Raw genomic sequence first — 18,102 nt, forward strand, 5'->3', positions numbered from 1 at the left:
ATCCTGCTGAACAGATAGCCAAGAAAAAGCCCCGCCAGTTCGCACTGGCGGGGCTTTTTCATTCAGCGTCGGCTATCAATGAGGCTTGTGCTCATCGGCGGCTTCCAGCACTGGCTCGGCGGCTTCCTGCGCAGCCTTGGCAGCGGCCTCGGCTTCACGCTTGCGGCGACGCACTTCGCGTGGGTCGTTCGGTGCGCGGCCGTTTGGCAGCATCACGGTGGCGGCTTCGGCGACGGCCGGTACTTCTTCGACAGGGGCCGGCTCGACGGCTACCGGGGCGGCTTCAACGACGGCAGGTGCAGGCTCTGCAACCACTTCCGGCTGGGCTTCGTCGACCGCAACGGGCTGCTCGGCAACCGGTGCTTCTTCAGCCACAACCTGAGCCTTCTCGGCTTCACCGCCCTCGACCACTGGCGCTTCGATCACCTTGGCTTCGACAACAGGGGCCTCGACCGGTGCTTCGGCAACCACTACCGGCTCGGCGGCAGGGGCTTCTTCAACCACCGGCTGCGGCGCAACTTCGACCACTGGCTCGGCGCTGGCTTCGACCACGGCGACCGGCTCGCTGACGGGCTGTTCGACCACTGGGGCGATGACAGCTTCCTCGGCTTGAGCGACCACTTCAACCTGCTCGGTCGGCTGGGCAACTTCGCTGTTTTCGGTGGTGACGGCTTCGGCGCTGGCGCGTTCGGCCTGCTGGTTGGCTTCAGCTTCTGCACCGGCGCTGATGTGGCTGCTGGCGACAGCAGCAGTGACGGCCAGGCCGGCAGCCAGTTCGGCGCCCAGCTCGGTGGCTTGGTGCTGTTGCGGCTGCTCTTCGCTGCCTTCCTCGTCGCTACCCTCGATCAGCTCGCCATTGGCATTGCGCTGACGCTCACGACGGTTGCTGCGGCGACGCTGGCCACGGGAGCGACGACGTGGACGCTCGTCATCGGTGCCTTCCTGTTCGTCCTGCAGCAGCTCTTCGTTCGGCAGTTGCTCCTCGGCGAGCTCGGCGGCCTGTTCGGCGGCTTGTTCGGCCGGGCGAGGCTGGCGCTCTTCGCGCGGTGGGCGAGGCTGGCGTTCTTCGCGAGGTGCACGCTCTTCACGTGAAGCGCGTTCTTCGCGAGGTGCGCGCTCTTCACGCGGGGCGCGTTCTTCGCGAGGTGCACGTTCTTCACGTGGAGCGCGTTCTTCGCGAGGTGCACGCTCTTCACGCGGAGCACGCTCTTCACGGGCTACACGTTCTTCGCGTGGCTGGCGCTCTTCGCGTTCGGCAGGAGGGGTGGCGTCCAGCGGCTCACGCAGCTCACGTACGCGCTCTTCACCGCGGTTGCCACGGCGGTCTTCGCGTGGCTGACGTGGTGCGCGCTCTTCACGTGGAGCACGTTCCTCGCGAGGTGCACGTTCTTCGCGTGGTTGACGCTCCTCACGCGGGGCGCGCTCGGCACGTTCTTCGCGCGGCTTGCGCTCTTCATCGCGACGGCCGTTGCGGTTGCGGCTCTGCTGGCGGCCGTTACGGCGTTCTTCGTTGCGCTGGCTGCGCTCGGCGGCTGGTTTCTCGGCGGCAGCAACGACCGGTGCGGCGGCAGGTTCTTCCTTGCCGGCGAACAGGCTGACCAGCGACTTCACCAGGCCCTTGAACAGGCTTGGCTCAGGTACGCTTGGCGCAGGGGCTACCGGTGCGGCAGGCTGCGGCTGCTCTTCGGTGGCGCTCGGTGCCGGGGCGTTGGTGCGGGCCGGGGCGGTCTTCACTGCAGCTTCCTGGCGAACCAGGGTGCGGGTGGCGGTCGGCTGCGGCGCTTCTTCGGCTTCGGCGGCGGCGATTTCGTAGCTGGACTGGTTGTTCAGCACTTCCGGGTTGTCGTCGCGCAGGCGCTGGACTTCGAAGTGCGGGGTTTCCAGGTGGTCGTTCGGCAGAATGATGATGCGCGCGCGGGTGCGCAGTTCGATCTTGGTGATCGAGTTGCGCTTCTCGTTGAGCAGGAACGCGGCCACCGGAATTGGCACCTGGGCACGTACTTCGGCAGTACGGTCTTTCAGGGCTTCTTCTTCGATCAGGCGCAGGATGGCCAGCGACAGCGACTCGACGTCACGGATGATGCCGGTGCCGGAGCAGCGTGGGCAGACGATGCCGCTGCTTTCGCCGAGCGATGGGCGCAGGCGCTGACGGGACATTTCCAGCAGGCCGAAGCGCGAGATGCGGCCGACCTGGACGCGAGCACGGTCGGCTTCCAGGCATTCACGTACGCGCTCTTCTACTGCGCGCTGGTTCTTCGCCGGGGTCATGTCGATGAAGTCGATGACGATCAGGCCGCCGATGTCACGCAGGCGCAGCTGGCGGGCGATTTCCTCGGCCGCTTCCAGGTTGGTCTGCAGGGCGGTTTCCTCGATGTCGCTGCCCTTGGTGGCGCGCGCCGAGTTGATGTCGATGGACACCAGGGCTTCGGTCGGGTCGATCACGATCGAGCCGCCGGACGGCAGGTCGACGACGCGCTGGAAGGCGGTCTCGATCTGGCTTTCGATCTGGAAGCGGTTGAACAGCGGTACGCTGTCTTCGTACAGCTTGACCTTGCTGGCGTACTGCGGCATCACCTGGCGGATGAAGGTCAGGGCTTCTTCCTGGGCATCGATGCTGTCGATCAGCACTTCGCCGATGTCCTGGCGCAGGTAGTCGCGGATGGCGCGGATGATGACGTTGCTTTCCTGGTAGATCAGGAATGGCGCGGCGCGGTCCTGGGACGCTTCCTTGATGGCGGTCCACAGCTGCAGCAGGTAGTCGAGGTCCCACTGCATTTCTTCGCTGCTGCGGCCAAGGCCGGCAGTGCGCACGATCAGGCCCATGTCGCCCGGCACGGTCAGGCCGTTCAGGGCTTCACGCAGTTCGTTGCGCTCTTCGCCTTCGATGCGGCGGGAAATGCCACCGGCACGTGGGTTGTTGGGCATCAGCACCAGGTAGCGGCCAGCCAGGCTGATGAAGGTGGTCAGGGCAGCGCCTTTGTTGCCGCGCTCTTCCTTCTCGACCTGGACGATGACTTCCTGGCCTTCGCTCAGGACTTCCTTGATGTTGACCCGGCCTTCAGGGGATTTCTTGAAGTATTCGCGGGAGATTTCCTTCAGCGGCAGGAAGCCGTGACGTTCGGAGCCGAAGTCGACGAAGGCGGCTTCGAGGCTGGGCTCGATCCGGGTGATCTTGCCTTTGTAGATGTTGGCCTTTTTCTGCTCGCGCGCGCCGGACTCGATGTCCAGGTCGTAGAGACGTTGGCCGTCCACCAGGGCTACACGCAACTCTTCGGGTTGAGTTGCGTTAATCAGCATTCTTTTCATGTTGTACCGTCGGTTTCCGGGCTGCCGGAAACGGCGTTCGGCACACACGACTTCTCATGGTCGGTGCCAAGGTGCGCAAAGGGTGGCCGGGCCACCCCCGTGTCGAGCAACGTTCGGCACCAGCCGGTTGCCCAGCCTGCCGTTGTCGCGACGACGCGTCCTGTTTGCTGCGGTGCCTACCAGGCCCCGGTGGCTTCGAATGGGTATCCGAATCAACCAAGCGGGCCTCGTGCACTCAGTCAGGAGGAGGAATCAACCGTCAGCCGTGGACGCCCGAGGGCATCTGTTCAGGACCTTATCCGCTCGCCGGCCATTCAGTGGGCCGGTGGCCGGACGCGGTGCTACACGGTCCGAGGGCTGTGCATCTCCACCCTGCACGTATCCCTGATAATTCGGGTGCTGCCGCGCGCTGAATCCGCAACGGGTTGCATTTTTCGCCAGCTTCGAATGGGAAGCTGACGCCATTACATATCCAAGGCAGGTATTTCCGAAGCATTCGCCTGGCGTTGCGTGGAAGCGACGGGGGCGGGCAGAGGTGCAGCGAAAAGAATCGGGAAGCAGGTGAAAAACCACACTTGTCGTTTTTTTTCGGTCTTCTCTACACAGCGCTGGTGGCGATTCCAGGCAATTCGGTAAACTGGCGAAAACCCCGTAGGACGGCCTCGCGTCCTGGAGAACTGCGTAGGTCAGGAACCGGCCCAGGGCCTGGTTTCACTGGCCTGCCGCTTTTGGCGGCGTTCGCGACTATAGCATTGATGATTAAGTGCTTCAATTCCATAAATAATTGTTATGATTCCCGCCATGACGACCAATACCCCTCCGACTTCCGGCGTTCAGCTGATCGAAGTCGCGCCGGAACTTGCCGGCCAACGCATCGACAATTTCCTTATCACGGCGCTCAAGGGCGTGCCCAAGACCCTGGTCTACCGCATCCTGCGCAAGGGTGAGGTGCGGGTCAACAAGGGGCGGGTCAAGCCCGAGTACAAGATCCAGGCTGGCGATATCGTGCGCGTACCGCCTGTCCGGTTGCCTGAGCGTGACGAGCCGGCGCCGGTGGCCCAGGGGCTGCTGCAGCGGCTTGAGGCCGCCATCGTCTACGAAGACAAGGCGCTGATCGTAATGAACAAGCCGGCCGGCATCGCCGTGCACGGCGGCAGCGGCCTGAGCTTTGGTGTGATCGAGGCGCTGCGCCAGCTGCGCCCGGACGCCAAGGAGCTGGAACTGGTGCATCGCCTGGACCGCGACACCTCGGGCCTGCTGATGATCGCCAAGAAGCGCAGCATGCTGCGCCACCTGCATGCCGCCCTGCGTGGTGATGGCGTGGACAAGCGCTACATGGCGCTGGTGCGTGGCCACTGGCCGACCTCGAAGAAGCAGGTCAACGCGCCGCTGCTCAAGAGCAACCTGCGCTCTGGTGAGCGCATGGTCGAAGTCAACGACGAGGGCAAGGAGGCGCTGACCCTGTTCCGCGTGCTGCGCCGCTTCGGCGAGTTCGCCACCATTGTCGAGGCGCGCCCGATCACCGGTCGTACCCACCAGATTCGCGTGCATACCCTGCATGCCGGGCACATGATCGCCGGTGACAGCAAGTATGGCGACGAAGACTTCAGCCGCGAGATCCGCGAGCTGGGCGGCAAGCGCCTGTTCCTGCATGCCTACGCATTGACCGTGCCGCTGCCGGATGGTGGCGAGCTGAAACTCGAAGCGCCTGTGGATGAAGTCTGGGCGAAGACCGTGGAGCGTTTGAGTGCGTCGTGATCTGTCGAACAAACCTTATGAGTTGTTGATCTTCGACTGGGACGGCACCCTGGCCGATTCCATCGGCCGTATCGTCGAGGCGATGAATGCTGCTGCCGAGCGTGCCGGAGAGGCGTCAAGCCCCGAGGATGCCGTCAAGGGCATCATCGGCCTGGCGCTGGGGGAGGCCATCTCGACGCTGTACCCACACCTTGATCCGCTGCAGGTCGAAACCTTCCGTCAGCACTACGCCGACATCTATATGGCTCTGGATCAGCAGCCTTCGCCGCTGTTCGAGGGTGTGGTCGAATCGCTGGATGCCTTCCGTGCCGAGGGTTATCGACTGGCGGTAGCGACCGGCAAGGCGCGTCGCGGGCTGGATCGCGTGCTCAAGGCCAATGGCTGGGAGCAGTTCTTCGATATCACCCGTGCCGCCGACGAAACCCGTGGCAAGCCCCACCCGCTGATGCTTGAGGAAATCCTCGGGCATTGCGGTGTTGGGCCCGGCCAGGCGCTGATGGTGGGTGATTCGGCGTTCGACCTGCAGATGGCCAGCAACGCCGGCATGCATTCGGTGGCGGTGGGCTATGGCGCCATGTCGCTGCAGGCACTGGCCGAGTTTGGTCCGCAGGTGTGCATCGATCATTTTTCCCAGCTGCGCGAGTGGCTGGCAGGTTCCAGGCAAGTTCAATTCCAAGGTAGGTGAGCATGGCTGACGAGTGGAAAGCGCCGGTTAACGAAACCGAAGAGGAGCGCCTCGCTCGCGAAGCGCGTGAAGCGCAGAACGAAGAGGATCGTGTCGAGCAGAAGAGCTGGAAGCTGCTGGAAAAGACCCTGCTGGCCGGGGTTCAGGAGCAGCGTCGGTCCCGGCGCTGGGGGATCTTCTTCAAGCTGCTGACCTTCGTCTACCTGTTCGGCATCCTCGCCCTGTTCCTGCCGTTCATGGATGTGGACAAGGCGGCGTCGCGCAGTGGCAATCACACGGCCCTGGTTGAGGTGCGCGGGGTGATTGCCGATCAGGAGGCCGCCAGCGCCGACAATATCGTCAAGAGCCTGCGCGATGCGTTCAAGGATCCCAAGACCAAGGCGGTGGTGCTGCGCATCAATAGTCCGGGCGGTAGCCCGGTGCAGGCGGGCTACGTGTATGACGAGATCCGTCGTCTGCGTGGCGAGCACCCGGATACCAAGCTGTATGCGGTGATCACTGATCTGGGGGCTTCTGGTGCCTACTACATCGCCAGTGCGGCGGATGAGATCTATGCCGACAAGGCCAGCCTGGTTGGTTCCATTGGTGTGACGGCGGCCGGCTACGGCTTTGTCGGCTCGATGGAAAAACTGGGTGTCGAGCGGCGCACTTACACTGCGGGCGAGCATAAGGCTTTCCTCGATCCGTTCTCGCCTGAAAAACCTGATGAGCGAGCGTTCTGGCAGGGTGTGCTGGATACCACGCACCAGCAGTTCATCGCCATGGTCAAGCAGGGGCGGGGCGACCGCCTGAAGGACAAGGAGCATCCGGAGCTGTTCAGCGGTCTGGTCTGGTCGGGTGAGCAGGCCAAGGCGCTAGGGTTGGTGGATGGGCTGGGCAGTGCCAGCTACGTGGCGCGTGAAATCGTCGGAGAGAAGGATCTGGTTGATTACACCGTGCAGGAATCGCCGTTCGATCGGTTCTCCAAGCGTATCGGCGCCAGCGTGGCCGAGCACCTGGCCATGTGGATGGGGTTCCAGGGGCCTCAGTTGCGCTGACCGAAGTCTACTGGGGCCGCATTGCGGCCCATCGCACGCCCGCTCCCACAGATACGTCGCAATCTTTGGGATTGTGCGATCCCTGTGGGAGCGGGCGTGCCCGCGAAGGGCTGCAAAGCAGCCCCGCTTCTCATGGGATGGTCACGCCTTCCCGGGTCAGCATATCCACCAGCCGAATCAGTGGCAGCCCGATCAGGCTGGTGGCATCGCACCCGTGTGTGCTCTGAAACAAACTCACCCCCAATCCCTCGGCCTTGAAGCTCCCTGCGCAATCCAGCGGCTGCTCCGCCGTCACATAGCGCTCCACGCGCTCCCGGTCCAGTTCGCGCATCGTCACCGTAAACGGCACGCAGTCGACCTGGCAGTGCCCGGTCGCGGTATTGAGCAGTGCCAGCCCGGTCAGGAAGGTCACCTGCTGGCCGCTGGCTTCGAGCAACTGCTCGCAGGCGCGATCGAAGGTGTGTGGCTTGCCGAGGATCTGCTCGCCCAGCACCGCGACCTGGTCGGAGCCGATGATCAGGTGCTGCGGATGGCTGGCGGCCAGTGCTTCGGCTTTCTGTCTGGCCAGGCGCTTTACCAGCTCCACGGCGGGCTCGTCAGCCAGGCGCCGCTCGTCTAGGTCGGGGCTCGCCCAGGTGAAGGGCAGGCGCAGGCGCGCGAGCAGTTCGCGCCGATAGGCAGAGCTGGAAGCCAGCAACAGAGGCAGCATGATAGACTCCTGGTCAGTTGAACCTGATTCTAACATGCGAGATGCCGCCTAATTTCCTTTGACAGGTGCGGGGGGCATCCCTAGAATGCTGCGCCTATGTTGAATGACCCGATTCCACCTCACGTTGACCCGCGCAAATTAGCCGACCGAGGCGTATCCATCACTGGTACGCTGCAACTCGCTGATTTGGAAAGACTCTGCGACCCGCTTTCCGACGATGTCGGTACGGTGCAGGCGAAGTTCGATTTTGAACGAGATGAACAGCACGTGGTGGTTATCCACAGCGAGCTGGACGTCGAAGTCAAAATGGTTTGCCAGCGTTGTCTTGAGCTGGTCACCCTGCCGATCCACAGCGAATGTACTTACGCCGTGGTGAAGGAGGGTGCGAATACCCAGTCGTTGCCGAAAGGCTATGACGTGCTGGAACTGGGCGAAGATCCATTGGATCTGCAGGCCTTGGTCGAGGAGGAGCTGCTGCTCGCCTTGCCTATCGTGCCTGCTCATCATCCGGAAGAATGCCAGCAGCCGGCGGGCGCAGACGAGCCCGAATCGAGCAAGGACGAGGTATCGCGGTCCAACCCGTTCAGTGTTTTGGCGCAGTTAAAGCGTGACCCAAACGTTTAGGAGTTAATCAATTATGGCTGTTCAGCAGAACAAAAAATCCCGCTCTGCCCGTGACATGCGCCGTTCGCACGACGCCCTGTCGGAAAACGCGCTGTCGGTAGAGAAAACCACCGGTGAAGTACACCTGCGCCACCACGTTTCGCCAGAAGGCGTATACCGTGGTCGCAAAGTGGTCGACAAGGGCGCTGACGAGTAATCCTTGTCCGCTCAGATCATCGCGATCGACGCAATGGGCGGGGACTTCGGTCCCCGCAGCATTGTTCAGGCTAGCATTGCCTGCCTTTCGGCTACCCCCTCGCTGCACCTGACCCTCGTCGGTCAACCCTCCCTCCTTGAAGATCTTGTCAGCGGCCTTGCAGCTGCGGATCGCGCGCGCCTGCAGATTGTCGCCGCCAGTGAGGTGATCGGTATGGACGAGCGGCCATCCCAGGCGTTGCGTGGCAAGCCGGACTCGTCGATGCGCATCGCCCTCGAACTGGTGCGTGACGGCAAGGCCCAGGCCTGCGTGAGTGCCGGCAATACCGGTGCGCTGATGGCATTGTCGCGTTTCGTGCTCAAGACCCTGCCGGGTATCGATCGGCCAGCCATGGTGGCGGCGATCCCGACCCAGGCGGGTTACTGCCAGCTGCTCGACCTCGGCGCCAACGTCGACTGCAGTGCCGAGAACCTCTACCAGTTTGCCGTCATGGGCTCAGTGGCCGCCCAGGCCTTGGGCATTCACCGGCCGCGCGTGGCGCTGCTGAACATCGGTACCGAGGACATCAAGGGCAACCAGCAGGTCAAGCTGGCGGCCACGTTGCTGCAGAGCGCCCGCGGCCTCAACTATGTCGGCTTCGTCGAAGGTGACGGCCTGTACCGCGGCGAGGCGGACGTGGTGGTGTGCGATGGCTTTGTCGGCAACATCCTGCTCAAGTCCAGCGAAGGCCTGGCGACCATGATCGGCGAGCGTATCGAAAAGCTGTTCAAGGGTGGGGCATTGTCGCGGGTGGCCGGGGCGGTGGCGATGCCGCTGCTCAAGCGCCTGCAGGCCGACCTGGCGCCGGCGCGGCACAATGGCGCGAGCTTCCTCGGCTTGCAGGGCATCGTCATCAAGAGCCACGGCTCGGCAGGGGTGCAGGGCTTCCAGAGCGCGATCCAGCGGGCGCTGATCGAGATTCAGGAAAACCTCCCGCAGCGGCTGCACGGCCGTCTCGAAGATTTGTTGCCTTAGGCATTTCGCCGATGAAGTGCTTAAATGTGACCGCTTGGTCTGCGTTTCCATCCAAGTTTTCATATTCTGCGTCTAGCCTTGGGCTCGGCGCACCCCATTCGACGACAAGATCATAAGGGCTTGTTCAATGTCTGCATCCCTCGCATTCGTCTTCCCCGGTCAAGGTTCCCAGTCGCTGGGCATGCTCGCCGAACTCGGCGCTGAAAAGCCGGTGGTCATCGAGACCTTCAAGGAGGCTTCCGAGGCTCTGGGCTATGACCTGTGGAAGCTGGTCCAGGAAGGTCCGGAAGAACAACTCAACCAGACCGACAAGACCCAGCCGGCGATCCTCACCGCCTCCATCGCCTTGTGGCGCCTGTGGCTGGAAGAGGGCGGCGCGCAGCCGGCCTTCGTTTCCGGTCACAGCCTGGGTGAATACAGCGCCCTGGTCGCTGCCGGCGCCCTGTCGCTGAAAGACGCCGTGCGCCTGGTCGAGCGCCGTGGCCAGCTGATGCAGGAAGCTGTGCCTGCCGGTCACGGTGCCATGGCTGCGATCCTCGGCCTGGATGACGCCGTCGTGGTGGAAATCTGCGCCGAAGCGGCCGAAGACGAAGTGGTCAGCGCCGTGAACTTCAACTCGCCAGGCCAGGTGGTCATCGCCGGCAACAAGGCTGCGGTCGACCGCGCCATGGAGCTGTGCAAGGCCAAAGGCGCCAAGCGCGCCCTGCCGCTGGCGGTCAGCGTGCCGTCGCACTGCGCCCTGATGAAGCCGGCTGCCGAGCGCTTTGCCGAGTTCGTCAACGCCATCGAATGGAAGGCCCCGCAGATTCCGGTAGTGCAGAACGTCACCGCCGCCGTCGCCGCCGACCTCGATGCCCTGAAGCAGGACCTGCTGGCACAGCTGTACCAGCCGGTACGCTGGGTTGAATGCGTGCAGACCCTGGCCGCCAACGGCGCGGTCAACCTGGTCGAGTGCGGCCCGGGCAAGGTCCTGGCTGGCCTGAACAAGCGTTGCGCCGACGGCGTGACCACCTACAACCTCAATACCCCTGACGCTGTCGCCGCCACCCGCGCGGCGCTGGCCTGATTTGGAGAAGCTTGCATGAGCCTGCAAGGTAAAGTTGCACTGGTCACCGGCGCCAGCCGTGGTATTGGCCAGGCCATCGCCCTCGAACTGGGCCGCCAGGGCGCGACCGTGATCGGTACCGCCACTTCGGCTTCCGGTGCCGAGCGCATCGCCGCCACCTTGAAAGAGCACGGCATCACTGGCACCGGCATGGAACTGAACGTCACCAGCGCCGAGTCCGTGGAAGCAGTACTGGGCGCCATCGGCGAGCAGTTCGGCGCCCCCGCCATCCTGGTCAACAATGCCGGTATCACCCGCGACAACCTCATGCTGCGCATGAAGGACGACGAGTGGTTCGACGTGATCGACACCAACCTGAACAGCCTCTACCGTCTGTCCAAGGGCGTGCTGCGTGGCATGACCAAGGCGCGCTGGGGTCGTATCATCAGCATCGGTTCGGTCGTCGGTGCCATGGGCAACGCCGGCCAGGCCAACTACGCGGCGGCCAAGGCCGGCCTCGAAGGCTTCAGCCGCGCCCTGGCGCGTGAAGTGGGTTCGCGTGGCATCACCGTCAACTCGGTGACCCCGGGCTTCATCGACACCGACATGACCCGCGAGCTGCCAGAAGCGCAGCGCGAAGCCCTGCAGACCCAGATTCCGCTGGGCCGCCTGGGCCAGGCTGACGAAATCGCCAAGGTGGTTTCGTTCCTGGCGTCGGACGGCGCTGGCTACGTTACCGGCGCCACCGTGCCGGTCAACGGCGGGATGTACATGTAAAACTGCAACGCAATGTGACGGATTGCTTCAAAAAAGAGTCATACTGCGAGCCTAAAATCCGTTATAAAGCTGCAACCAGATTCCAGGCAGCGGGTGCGGTGGCTCAAGGGAAGGTGCGTACCGCTTGAAAAGCGAACGTCTTTCTATAAACTTGGTCACCGGCCAGCTGCCTGACATATGTCCATTAGGAGTGAAAACTAGGTATGAGCACCATCGAAGAACGCGTCAAGAAAATCGTCGCCGAGCAACTGGGCGTCAAGGAAGAGGAAGTGACTGTTGAGAAGTCCTTCGTCGATGACCTGGGTGCCGATTCGCTTGACACCGTTGAGCTGGTGATGGCTCTGGAAGAGGAATTCGAGACCGAAATCCCTGACGAAGAAGCCGAGAAGATCACTACCGTTCAAGCTGCAATCGACTACGTCAAAAACCACCAGGCTTAAGACGTTGTAGTCGACGCTTCTTGTCGAGAAGAACCGCACTGCCTTTGCCGGCGTGCGGTTTTTTCTTTGCGAGCCTTCAGCGTCGCTTCACTCGCGCCAAGAGCTTGTTGCCATTTCATTCCATTGCTTGAATGCAATGGCAAGAAACTCTGTGATTAGAAAAGGAGAGTACTGTGTCGCGTAGACGCGTCGTGGTCACCGGTATGGGTATGCTGTCGCCACTGGGTACCGATGTACCGAGCACCTGGCAGGGCATTCTGGCTGGCCGCAGTGGCATTGGTCCGATCGAACACACGGACCTGTCTGCCTACTCCACCCGTTTTGGCGGCTCGGTGAAAGGCTTCGAGGTTGAGCAGTACCTGTCGGCCAAAGAGGCCCGCAAGCTCGACCTGTTCATCCAGTACGGCCTGGCGGCCGGTTTCCAGGCTGTGCGTAATGCCGGCCTGGAAGTCACCGACGCCAACCGTGAGCGCATTGGCGTGGCCATGGGCTCGGGTATTGGCGGCCTGACCAACATCGAAGAAACCAGCCGTACCTTGCACGAGCAGGGCCCGCGCCGTATTTCGCCGTTCTTCGTGCCGGGTTCGATCATCAACATGATCTCCGGTTTCCTGTCGATCCACCTGGGGCTGCAGGGGCCGAACTACGCCATCGCCACCGCCTGCACCACCGGCACCCACTGCATCGGCATGGCCGCGCGCAACATCGCCTATGGCGAAGCCGACGTGATGATCGCCGGTGGTGCCGAGATGGCCGCTTGCGGCCTGGGCATGGGCGGCTTCGGTGCGTCCCGTGCGCTGTCGACCCGCAACGATGAGCCAACCCGTGCCAGCCGTCCGTGGGACAAGGGCCGTGATGGCTTCGTGCTGTCCGACGGTGCCGGTGCGCTGGTGCTCGAAGAACTCGAACACGCCAAGGCCCGTGGTGCCACCATCTATGCCGAGCTGGTCGGTTTCGGCATGAGCGGTGACGCCTACCACATGACCTCGCCACCCGACAGCGGTGAAGGTGCAGCCCGTTGCATGGCCAATGCCCTGCGCGATGCTGGCATCCAACCTGAAGCGGTCAGCTACATCAACGCCCACGGTACCTCGACCCCGGCCGGCGACATCGCCGAAGTGGCGGCGATCAAGCGCGTGTTCGGCGAGCATGCCTACAAGCTGGCAGTCAGTTCGACCAAGTCGATGACCGGTCACCTGCTCGGCGCTGCCGGCGCGGTAGAGGCGATCTTCAGCGTGTTGGCGATCAACAGCCAGATGGCGCCGCCGACCATCAACCTCGACGAGCCGGACGAAGGCTGCGACCTCGACTTCGTACCGCACGAAGCGCGCAGCATGCCGATCGACGTGGTGCTGTCCAACTCGTTCGGCTTTGGTGGCACCAACGGTTCGCTGGTGTTCCGCCGGTTCATCGATTGATGCACAGCTGGATCGACGGCCAGCCCGCGACTGCGATCAATTTGCAGAACCGCGGCCTGGCCTACGGCGATGGCCTGTTCGAGACCATCGCCGTGCGCGCTGGCCGGCCCAGTCTGCTGGGCGGCCATCTGGCCCGCCTGTCGCTGGGTTGCCAGCGGCTGATGATCGACGCCGACCTGGCGCTGGTGCGTGATGAAATCCTGCGCTTTGCCAGCCAGCTCGGTGACGGTGTTGCCAAGCTGGTCCTCACCCGCGGCGACAGCCAGCGTGGCTACGCGCCGGTTGCCGGCGCTGCGCCGCGCCGGATCCTCCAGGGCAGTCCGCTGCCCAGCTATCCTGTCGAGCATGCCGAGCACGGTGTGCGGCTTTTCCCTTGCCAGACCCGGCTTGGGGAGCAACCGTTACTGGCCGGTCTCAAACACCTCAATCGCCTGGAGCAGGTGCTGGCCCGTGCCGAGTGGCAGGACAGCGAACATGCCGAAGGCCTGATGCGTGACGGGCAGGGCAGGGTGATCGAAGGCGTATACAGCAATCTGTTCCTGGTGCGCGATGGCGTGCTGCTCACGGCTGACCTCAGTCGTTGCGGCGTCGCCGGCGTGATGCGCGGTGCCCTGCTGGAGCAGGCGCAACAGCTGGGCATGGCGGTACAGGTGCGTGATATCGCATTCGACGAACTGCAACAGGCGGATGAAGTGTTCGTCTGCAACAGTGTCTACGGTGTCTGGCCCGTGCGTGGAATTGCCGCGCTGAACTGGTCGCCGGGCCCACTCACCCGTAAACTGCAGGCCGTTGCCCGTACGTTACTGGATACCTGAATTCGTGAGACGCAAATTCCTGCTGCTGCTGGAAATGGGCTTGATCCTCGCCGGCCTGGCCTTGGGCTGGTCGGCCTGGAAGATCAACTCGGTGCTCGAGCAGCCCCTGCACGTGGCCGAAGAGCGCCTGCTCGACGTGCCCAGCGGCACCAACCCCAACCGCATGTTTTATCGCATGCAGGCCGACGGCTTGCTCGATGACGCCGTTTGGCTGCGCTTGTACTGGCGCTTCAACATGGCCGGCACACAGTTGCATAGCGGCGAGTATCGCCTCACTCCCGGCATGACCGTGGAAGACCTGTTCGACGTCTGGCGCCGTGGCGATGTGGTGCAGTACAACCTGACCCTGGTCGAAGGCTGGACCTTCCGCCAGGTGCGTTCGGCGGTGGCCAAGCATGAAAAGCTCAAGCACACCCTGGATGGCCTTTCCGACTCCGAGGTGATGGACAAGCTTGGCCACACCGGCGTGTTTCCTGAAGGCCGCTTCTTCCCCGACACTTACCGCTTCGTGCGCGGCATGAGTGACGTCGAGCTGCTGCAGCAGGCGTACATGCGCCTGGACGAAGTGCTGGCCAAGGAATGGGCCGAGCGCACCACCGACCTGCCTTACCGTGACCCCTACCAGGCCTTGATCATGGCCTCGCTGGTGGAGAAGGAAACCGGTATCCCCCAGGAGCGTGGGCAGATCGCCGGCGTTTTCGTCCGCCGCCTGCGCCTGGGCATGATGCTGCAGACCGACCCGACGGTGATCTATGGCATGGGTGAGCGCTACAACGGCAAGATTTCCCGCGCCGACCTGCGCGAACCGACGCCTTACAACACCTACACCATGACCGGCCTGCCACCGACACCGATCGCCATGGTCGGGCGCGAGGCGATCCATGCCGCGCTCAACCCGTCCGATGGCACCAGCCTGTACTTCGTCGCCCGTGGCGATGGCAGCCACGTGTTCTCCGACGACCTGGATGATCACAACTCGGCGGTACGCGAGTTTCAGCTCAAGCGTCGCGCGGATTATCGGTCCAGCCCGGCGCCGCAGGGTGCACCCGCGGACGCGGCCGAGCCCGCTGAGCAGGGTCCTGCCAGCGAGGCCGCGCCAGTCGATGCACCAACGCCTGACGAACAACATTAAGGACTGCCTGTGAGCGGCTTGTTTATTACCCTTGAAGGCCCCGAAGGCGCCGGCAAGAGCACCAACCGTGATTACCTGGCTGCGCGCCTTCGCGAGCAGGGCCTGGACGTGGTGCTGACCCGCGAGCCTGGCGGCACGCCGCTGGCTGAAAAAGTCCGCGAACTGTTGCTGGCACCGAGCGACGAAGTAATGGCCGCAGACACCGAGCTGCTGCTGGTATTCGCTGCCCGTGCCCAGCACCTGGCCGAAGTGATTCGCCCGGCGCTGGCCCGTGGTGCGGTGGTGCTTTGCGATCGCTTCACCGATGCCACCTATGCCTACCAGGGCGGTGGTCGCGGCCTGTCGGTGGAGCGTATCGCTGCACTGGAGCAATTCGTCCAGGGAGATCTACGCCCGGACCTGACCCTGGTCTTCGACCTGCCGGTGGAAGTCGGCCTGGCCCGTGCCGCCGCGCGCGGTCGCCTGGACCGTTTCGAGCAGGAAGGCCAGGCCTTCTTCGAAGCCGTGCGCCAAGCCTATCTGCAACGCGCCCATGGCGCACCGCAGCGCTACAGCCTGCTCGACGCCGCCCAGCCACTGGAGGCCGTGCAGCGTGCCATCGATGCGCTGCTGCCTGCCATCGTGGGGCGTTGCCGTGGCTGATGCCTACCCCTGGCAGCAGGCGCTCTGGCAGCAACTGGCCGGGCGTGCCCGGCACGCCCACGCTTACCTGCTGCACGGGCCGCAGGGCATTGGCAAGCGCGCCCTGGCCGAGCGGCTGATGGCGCGTCTGCTGTGCCAGCAGCCGCAGGGGCTGGATGCCTGCGGGCAGTGCAAGTCGTGCCTGCTTCTCAAGGCCGGCAGCCACCCGGACAACTTCGTGCTGGAGCCGGAAGAGGCCGACAAGCCGATCAAGGTCGACCAGGTGCGCGAGCTGGTGTCGTTCGTGGTGCAGACGGCGCAGCTGGGCGGGCGTAAAGTGGTGTTGATCGAGCCGGTCGAGGCGATGAACGTCAATGCCTCCAACGCCTTGCTCAAGAGCCTGGAAGAACCTTCGGGCGATACCGTGCTGCTGCTGGTCAGTCACCAGCCCAGCCGTCTGTTGCCGACGATCAAGAGCCGCTGCCAGCAGGTTGTCTGCCCTCAGCCGAGCCTGGCACAGAGCCAGGCCTGGCTGGCCACGGCATTGCCCGACAGCGACGAGGCCGAGCGCGAGGAGCTGCTGACCCTGGCCGCCGGCTCACCGCTGATGGCTATCAGCCTGCAAGCGCAAGGTGTGCGCGAGCAAAGGGCCTTGGTGACCGATGGGGTGAAGAAGCTGCTCAAGCAGCAGCAATCCCCCAGCCAGCTGGCCGAGGCCTGGAGCAGCGTGCCGTTGTTGTTGCTGTTCGACTGGTTCTGCGACTGGTCGCACCTGATCCTGCGTTACCAGTTGACCCAGGATGAAGAGGGGTTGGGCCTGGCCGACATGCGCAAGGTGGTGCAGTACCTGGCGCAGAAGGCCCGTCAGGGCAAGGTGCTGGAGGTCCAGGCGTGGATCCTCGAGCAGCGCCAGAAGGTGCTCGGCAAAGCCAACCTCAACCGTGTATTGCTGCTGGAAGCGCTGCTGGCCCATTGGGTACAGCTGCCGGGTTCCCGCTGATTTCCCATCTTTTCATGTGTGCCGCCTCCCATGCTCGTAGATTCCCATTGCCATCTCGACCGTCTTGACCTGAGCGCCCACCAGGGCTCACTCGATGCTGCCCTGCAGGCGGCACGCGAGCGTGGGGTCGGGCATTTTCTGTGCATTGGCGTCAGCGCCGAAAATGCCGGGGCGGTGAAGGCGCTGAGCGAGCAGTACGCCGATGTCGACTGCTCGGTGGGCGTGCATCCGCTGGACCTGGCGCCGGGCGAGACGCCGGCGCTGGAGTGGCTGCTGCGCGAGCTGGCGCATCCGCATGTGGTGGCGATTGGCGAAACCGGGCTGGACTACCATTACGAACCGGAGGCCGCCGAGCTGCAGCAGGCATCGTTCCGCCTGCACCTGGAGGCCTCGCGCCAGACCGGCAAGCCGGTGATCGTGCATACTCGCGCGGCGCGGGCCGATACCCTGGCGCTGCTGGGTGAGGCAAATCTGCCTCAGGCGGGCGTGTTGCACTGCTTTACCGAAGACTGGGACATGGCCAAGGCGGCGCTGGACCTGGGCTACTACATCTCGTTGTCCGGCATTGTCACCTTCCGCAATGCCGATGCCCTGCGCGAGGTGGCGCGGCAGGTGCCGGTCGACCGCCTGCTGGTGGAAACCGATTCGCCGTACCTGGCACCGATCCCGCATCGTGGCAAGCCGAATTTGCCGCAGTATGTGCGGGAGGTGGCGGAGTATGTGGCATCGTTGCGTGGGGTCAGCTACGACCAGCTGGCCGAGCAGACCACGTCCAACTTCAAGCGCCTGTTCCCGCTCGCGCGAGTAGCTTGAATCCAGCCCAATCGCTTTTGCTCTGCTTTTGCTCTGCTTTTGCTCTGCTTTTGCTCTGCTTTGCTTCTAAGCGCGAGGTAGTCCAGGCGACGCAGAGTGCGACTTCAGGAGGCCGAGCGCAGGCGTCTGGAGGGCCAGGGTGCGTAGCACCCCTTCGGCGTAGCCGAAGGCGCGAGATGTAGACTTGCGTAGCAAGTCGTAGGCCGCGCGGGCCCGGAAGGCGCCGGAGTGAGGGAACCCCGGAGCGCAGCGTAGGGGCCGGATGATGGGAGCGGGGGTTTTTGCCTACTTTTTGCCCAGTCAAAAAGTAGGTCGCCGTAAAGGCGAAAAGGTGATTCAGCGCCACCATGGCGAATGAATGTAGACCTGATTTGAAAGCCCACATCCAAAAGCCAAAAGCCAAAAGCCCGAGCGCGATGGTTTTGATTCAGTCGAATACATTCATTTGCGATGGCGACTCACAGTCACCTTTCCGCCCTTACGGCGGGTCACTTTTTGACTGGGCAAAAAGTAACCAAAAACCCCGGCTCCCATCATCCGGCCCCTGCGCTGCGCTCCGGGGTCCCCTCACTCCGGCGCCTTCCGGGCCCGCGCGGCCTACGACTTGCTGCGCAAGTCTACATCTCGCGCCTTCGGCTACGCCGAAGGGGTGCTGCGCACCCTGGCCCTCCAGACGCCTACGTTCGGCCTCCTGAAGTCGCACTCAGCGTCG

The 18,102-nt window shown here is 63.6% G+C and carries 17 protein-coding genes; 15 read left to right on the plus strand and 2 right to left on the minus strand.

The genetic code is table 11. The features are described from left to right. Positions 1 to 75 precede the first annotated feature (75 nt). Positions 76 to 3,306: a ribonuclease E gene (rne, locus tag J7573_RS10420; protein WP_294334348.1), complete on the minus strand. Its 3,231-nt coding sequence runs from the start codon at positions 3,304 to 3,306 to the stop codon at positions 76 to 78. A gap of 801 nt (positions 3,307 to 4,107) precedes the next feature. Here rne and rluC point away from each other — a divergent pair. The 3 genes from rluC to J7573_RS10435 are packed head-to-tail and all read left to right on the plus strand — an operon-like array spanning position 4,108 to position 6,786. Next, entirely contained in the window at positions 4,108 to 5,064 is a 957-nt protein-coding gene (gene rluC / locus J7573_RS10425; protein ID WP_103449704.1) for a 23S rRNA pseudouridine(955/2504/2580) synthase RluC, read from the plus strand. Beyond that, complete coding sequence (locus tag J7573_RS10430) at positions 5,054 to 5,749, plus strand: HAD family hydrolase (RefSeq protein ID WP_294334356.1); 696 nt, start codon at positions 5,054 to 5,056, stop codon at positions 5,747 to 5,749. The genes rluC and J7573_RS10430 overlap by 11 nt, the downstream gene beginning before the upstream one ends. A gap of 2 nt (positions 5,750 to 5,751) precedes the next feature. Then, on the plus strand, positions 5,752 to 6,786 hold the full coding sequence (locus tag J7573_RS10435) for a S49 family peptidase (protein ID WP_159409404.1): 1,035 nt from the start codon (positions 5,752 to 5,754) through the stop codon (positions 6,784 to 6,786). Positions 6,787 to 6,916: 130 nt separating this feature from the next. Here J7573_RS10435 and J7573_RS10440 read toward each other — a convergent pair whose 3' ends face one another. After that, a complete protein-coding gene (locus tag J7573_RS10440; protein WP_294334359.1) occupies positions 6,917 to 7,495 on the minus strand; it encodes a nucleoside triphosphate pyrophosphatase in 579 nt (192 codons plus the stop codon). Between the two features lie 96 nt (positions 7,496 to 7,591). Here J7573_RS10440 and J7573_RS10445 point away from each other — a divergent pair, with 96 nt between their 5' ends. From J7573_RS10445 to J7573_RS10500, 12 genes are all read left to right on the plus strand, one after another. Beyond that, positions 7,592 to 8,119, plus strand: a complete 528-nt coding sequence (locus J7573_RS10445) for a YceD family protein (protein ID WP_027919446.1) — start codon at positions 7,592 to 7,594, stop codon at positions 8,117 to 8,119. A 13-nt stretch (positions 8,120 to 8,132) separates the two neighbouring features. Beyond that, positions 8,133 to 8,315: a 50S ribosomal protein L32 gene (gene rpmF / locus J7573_RS10450; protein ID WP_003247154.1), complete on the plus strand. Its 183-nt coding sequence runs from the start codon at positions 8,133 to 8,135 to the stop codon at positions 8,313 to 8,315. Positions 8,316 to 8,318: 3 nt separating this feature from the next. Continuing rightward, a complete protein-coding gene (gene plsX / locus J7573_RS10455) occupies positions 8,319 to 9,329 on the plus strand; it encodes a phosphate acyltransferase PlsX (RefSeq protein ID WP_294334395.1) in 1,011 nt (336 codons plus the stop codon). 127 nt (positions 9,330 to 9,456) lie between these two features. Then, positions 9,457 to 10,395 carry an ACP S-malonyltransferase gene (gene fabD, locus J7573_RS10460; protein ID WP_294334397.1) on the plus strand — a complete coding sequence of 313 codons (939 nt, stop codon included), beginning with the start codon at positions 9,457 to 9,459 and terminating at the stop codon, positions 10,393 to 10,395. A gap of 15 nt (positions 10,396 to 10,410) precedes the next feature. Further along, entirely contained in the window at positions 10,411 to 11,151 is a 741-nt protein-coding gene (fabG, locus tag J7573_RS10465) for a 3-oxoacyl-ACP reductase FabG (RefSeq protein ID WP_103449709.1), read from the plus strand. A 203-nt stretch (positions 11,152 to 11,354) separates the two neighbouring features. Continuing rightward, the gene (gene acpP, locus J7573_RS10470; RefSeq protein ID WP_060513099.1) at positions 11,355 to 11,591 is read left to right on the plus strand and encodes an acyl carrier protein; all 237 of its coding nucleotides are present in this window, start codon (positions 11,355 to 11,357) and stop codon (positions 11,589 to 11,591) included. A 173-nt stretch (positions 11,592 to 11,764) separates the two neighbouring features. Beyond that, entirely contained in the window at positions 11,765 to 13,009 is a 1,245-nt protein-coding gene (gene fabF, locus J7573_RS10475) for a beta-ketoacyl-ACP synthase II (RefSeq protein WP_294334402.1), read from the plus strand. Then, positions 13,009 to 13,824, plus strand: coding sequence for an aminodeoxychorismate lyase (gene pabC, locus J7573_RS10480; protein ID WP_294334404.1), 816 nt, complete (start codon positions 13,009 to 13,011; stop codon positions 13,822 to 13,824). Before fabF ends, pabC begins: the two co-directional genes overlap by 1 nt. A gap of 4 nt (positions 13,825 to 13,828) precedes the next feature. Next, positions 13,829 to 14,956, plus strand: coding sequence for an endolytic transglycosylase MltG (gene mltG, locus J7573_RS10485; protein ID WP_294334406.1), 1,128 nt, complete (start codon positions 13,829 to 13,831; stop codon positions 14,954 to 14,956). A gap of 9 nt (positions 14,957 to 14,965) precedes the next feature. After that, the gene (tmk, locus tag J7573_RS10490; RefSeq protein ID WP_294334408.1) at positions 14,966 to 15,598 is read left to right on the plus strand and encodes a dTMP kinase; all 633 of its coding nucleotides are present in this window, start codon (positions 14,966 to 14,968) and stop codon (positions 15,596 to 15,598) included. Then, positions 15,591 to 16,577 carry a DNA polymerase III subunit delta' gene (locus J7573_RS10495; protein WP_294334590.1) on the plus strand — a complete coding sequence of 329 codons (987 nt, stop codon included), beginning with the start codon at positions 15,591 to 15,593 and terminating at the stop codon, positions 16,575 to 16,577. The genes tmk and J7573_RS10495 overlap by 8 nt, the downstream gene beginning before the upstream one ends. Positions 16,578 to 16,607: 30 nt before the next feature. Then, complete coding sequence (locus J7573_RS10500) at positions 16,608 to 17,390, plus strand: TatD family hydrolase (RefSeq protein ID WP_294334410.1); 783 nt, start codon at positions 16,608 to 16,610, stop codon at positions 17,388 to 17,390. Positions 17,391 to 18,102 lie beyond the last annotated feature (712 nt).

The sequence above is a fragment of the Pseudomonas sp. genome (assembly GCF_017744435.1).
In the GTDB taxonomy this organism is placed as follows: domain Bacteria; phylum Pseudomonadota; class Gammaproteobacteria; order Pseudomonadales; family Pseudomonadaceae; genus Aquipseudomonas.

Coding starts and splice junctions, on each gene's coding strand:
- rne (WP_294334348.1), bottom strand. CDS start 3,306: ATGAAAAGAATGCTGATTAACGCAACTCAACCCGAAGAGTTGCGTGTA.
- rluC (WP_103449704.1), top strand. CDS start 4,108: ATGACGACCAATACCCCTCCGACTTCCGGCGTTCAGCTGATCGAAGTC.
- J7573_RS10435 (WP_159409404.1), top strand. CDS start 5,752: ATGGCTGACGAGTGGAAAGCGCCGGTTAACGAAACCGAAGAGGAGCGC.
- J7573_RS10440 (WP_294334359.1), bottom strand. CDS start 7,495: ATGCTGCCTCTGTTGCTGGCTTCCAGCTCTGCCTATCGGCGCGAACTG.
- J7573_RS10445 (WP_027919446.1), top strand. CDS start 7,592: ATGTTGAATGACCCGATTCCACCTCACGTTGACCCGCGCAAATTAGCC.
- rpmF (WP_003247154.1), top strand. CDS start 8,133: ATGGCTGTTCAGCAGAACAAAAAATCCCGCTCTGCCCGTGACATGCGC.
- fabD (WP_294334397.1), top strand. CDS start 9,457: ATGTCTGCATCCCTCGCATTCGTCTTCCCCGGTCAAGGTTCCCAGTCG.
- fabG (WP_103449709.1), top strand. CDS start 10,411: ATGAGCCTGCAAGGTAAAGTTGCACTGGTCACCGGCGCCAGCCGTGGT.
- acpP (WP_060513099.1), top strand. CDS start 11,355: ATGAGCACCATCGAAGAACGCGTCAAGAAAATCGTCGCCGAGCAACTG.
- pabC (WP_294334404.1), top strand. CDS start 13,009: ATGCACAGCTGGATCGACGGCCAGCCCGCGACTGCGATCAATTTGCAG.
- J7573_RS10500 (WP_294334410.1), top strand. CDS start 16,608: ATGCTCGTAGATTCCCATTGCCATCTCGACCGTCTTGACCTGAGCGCC.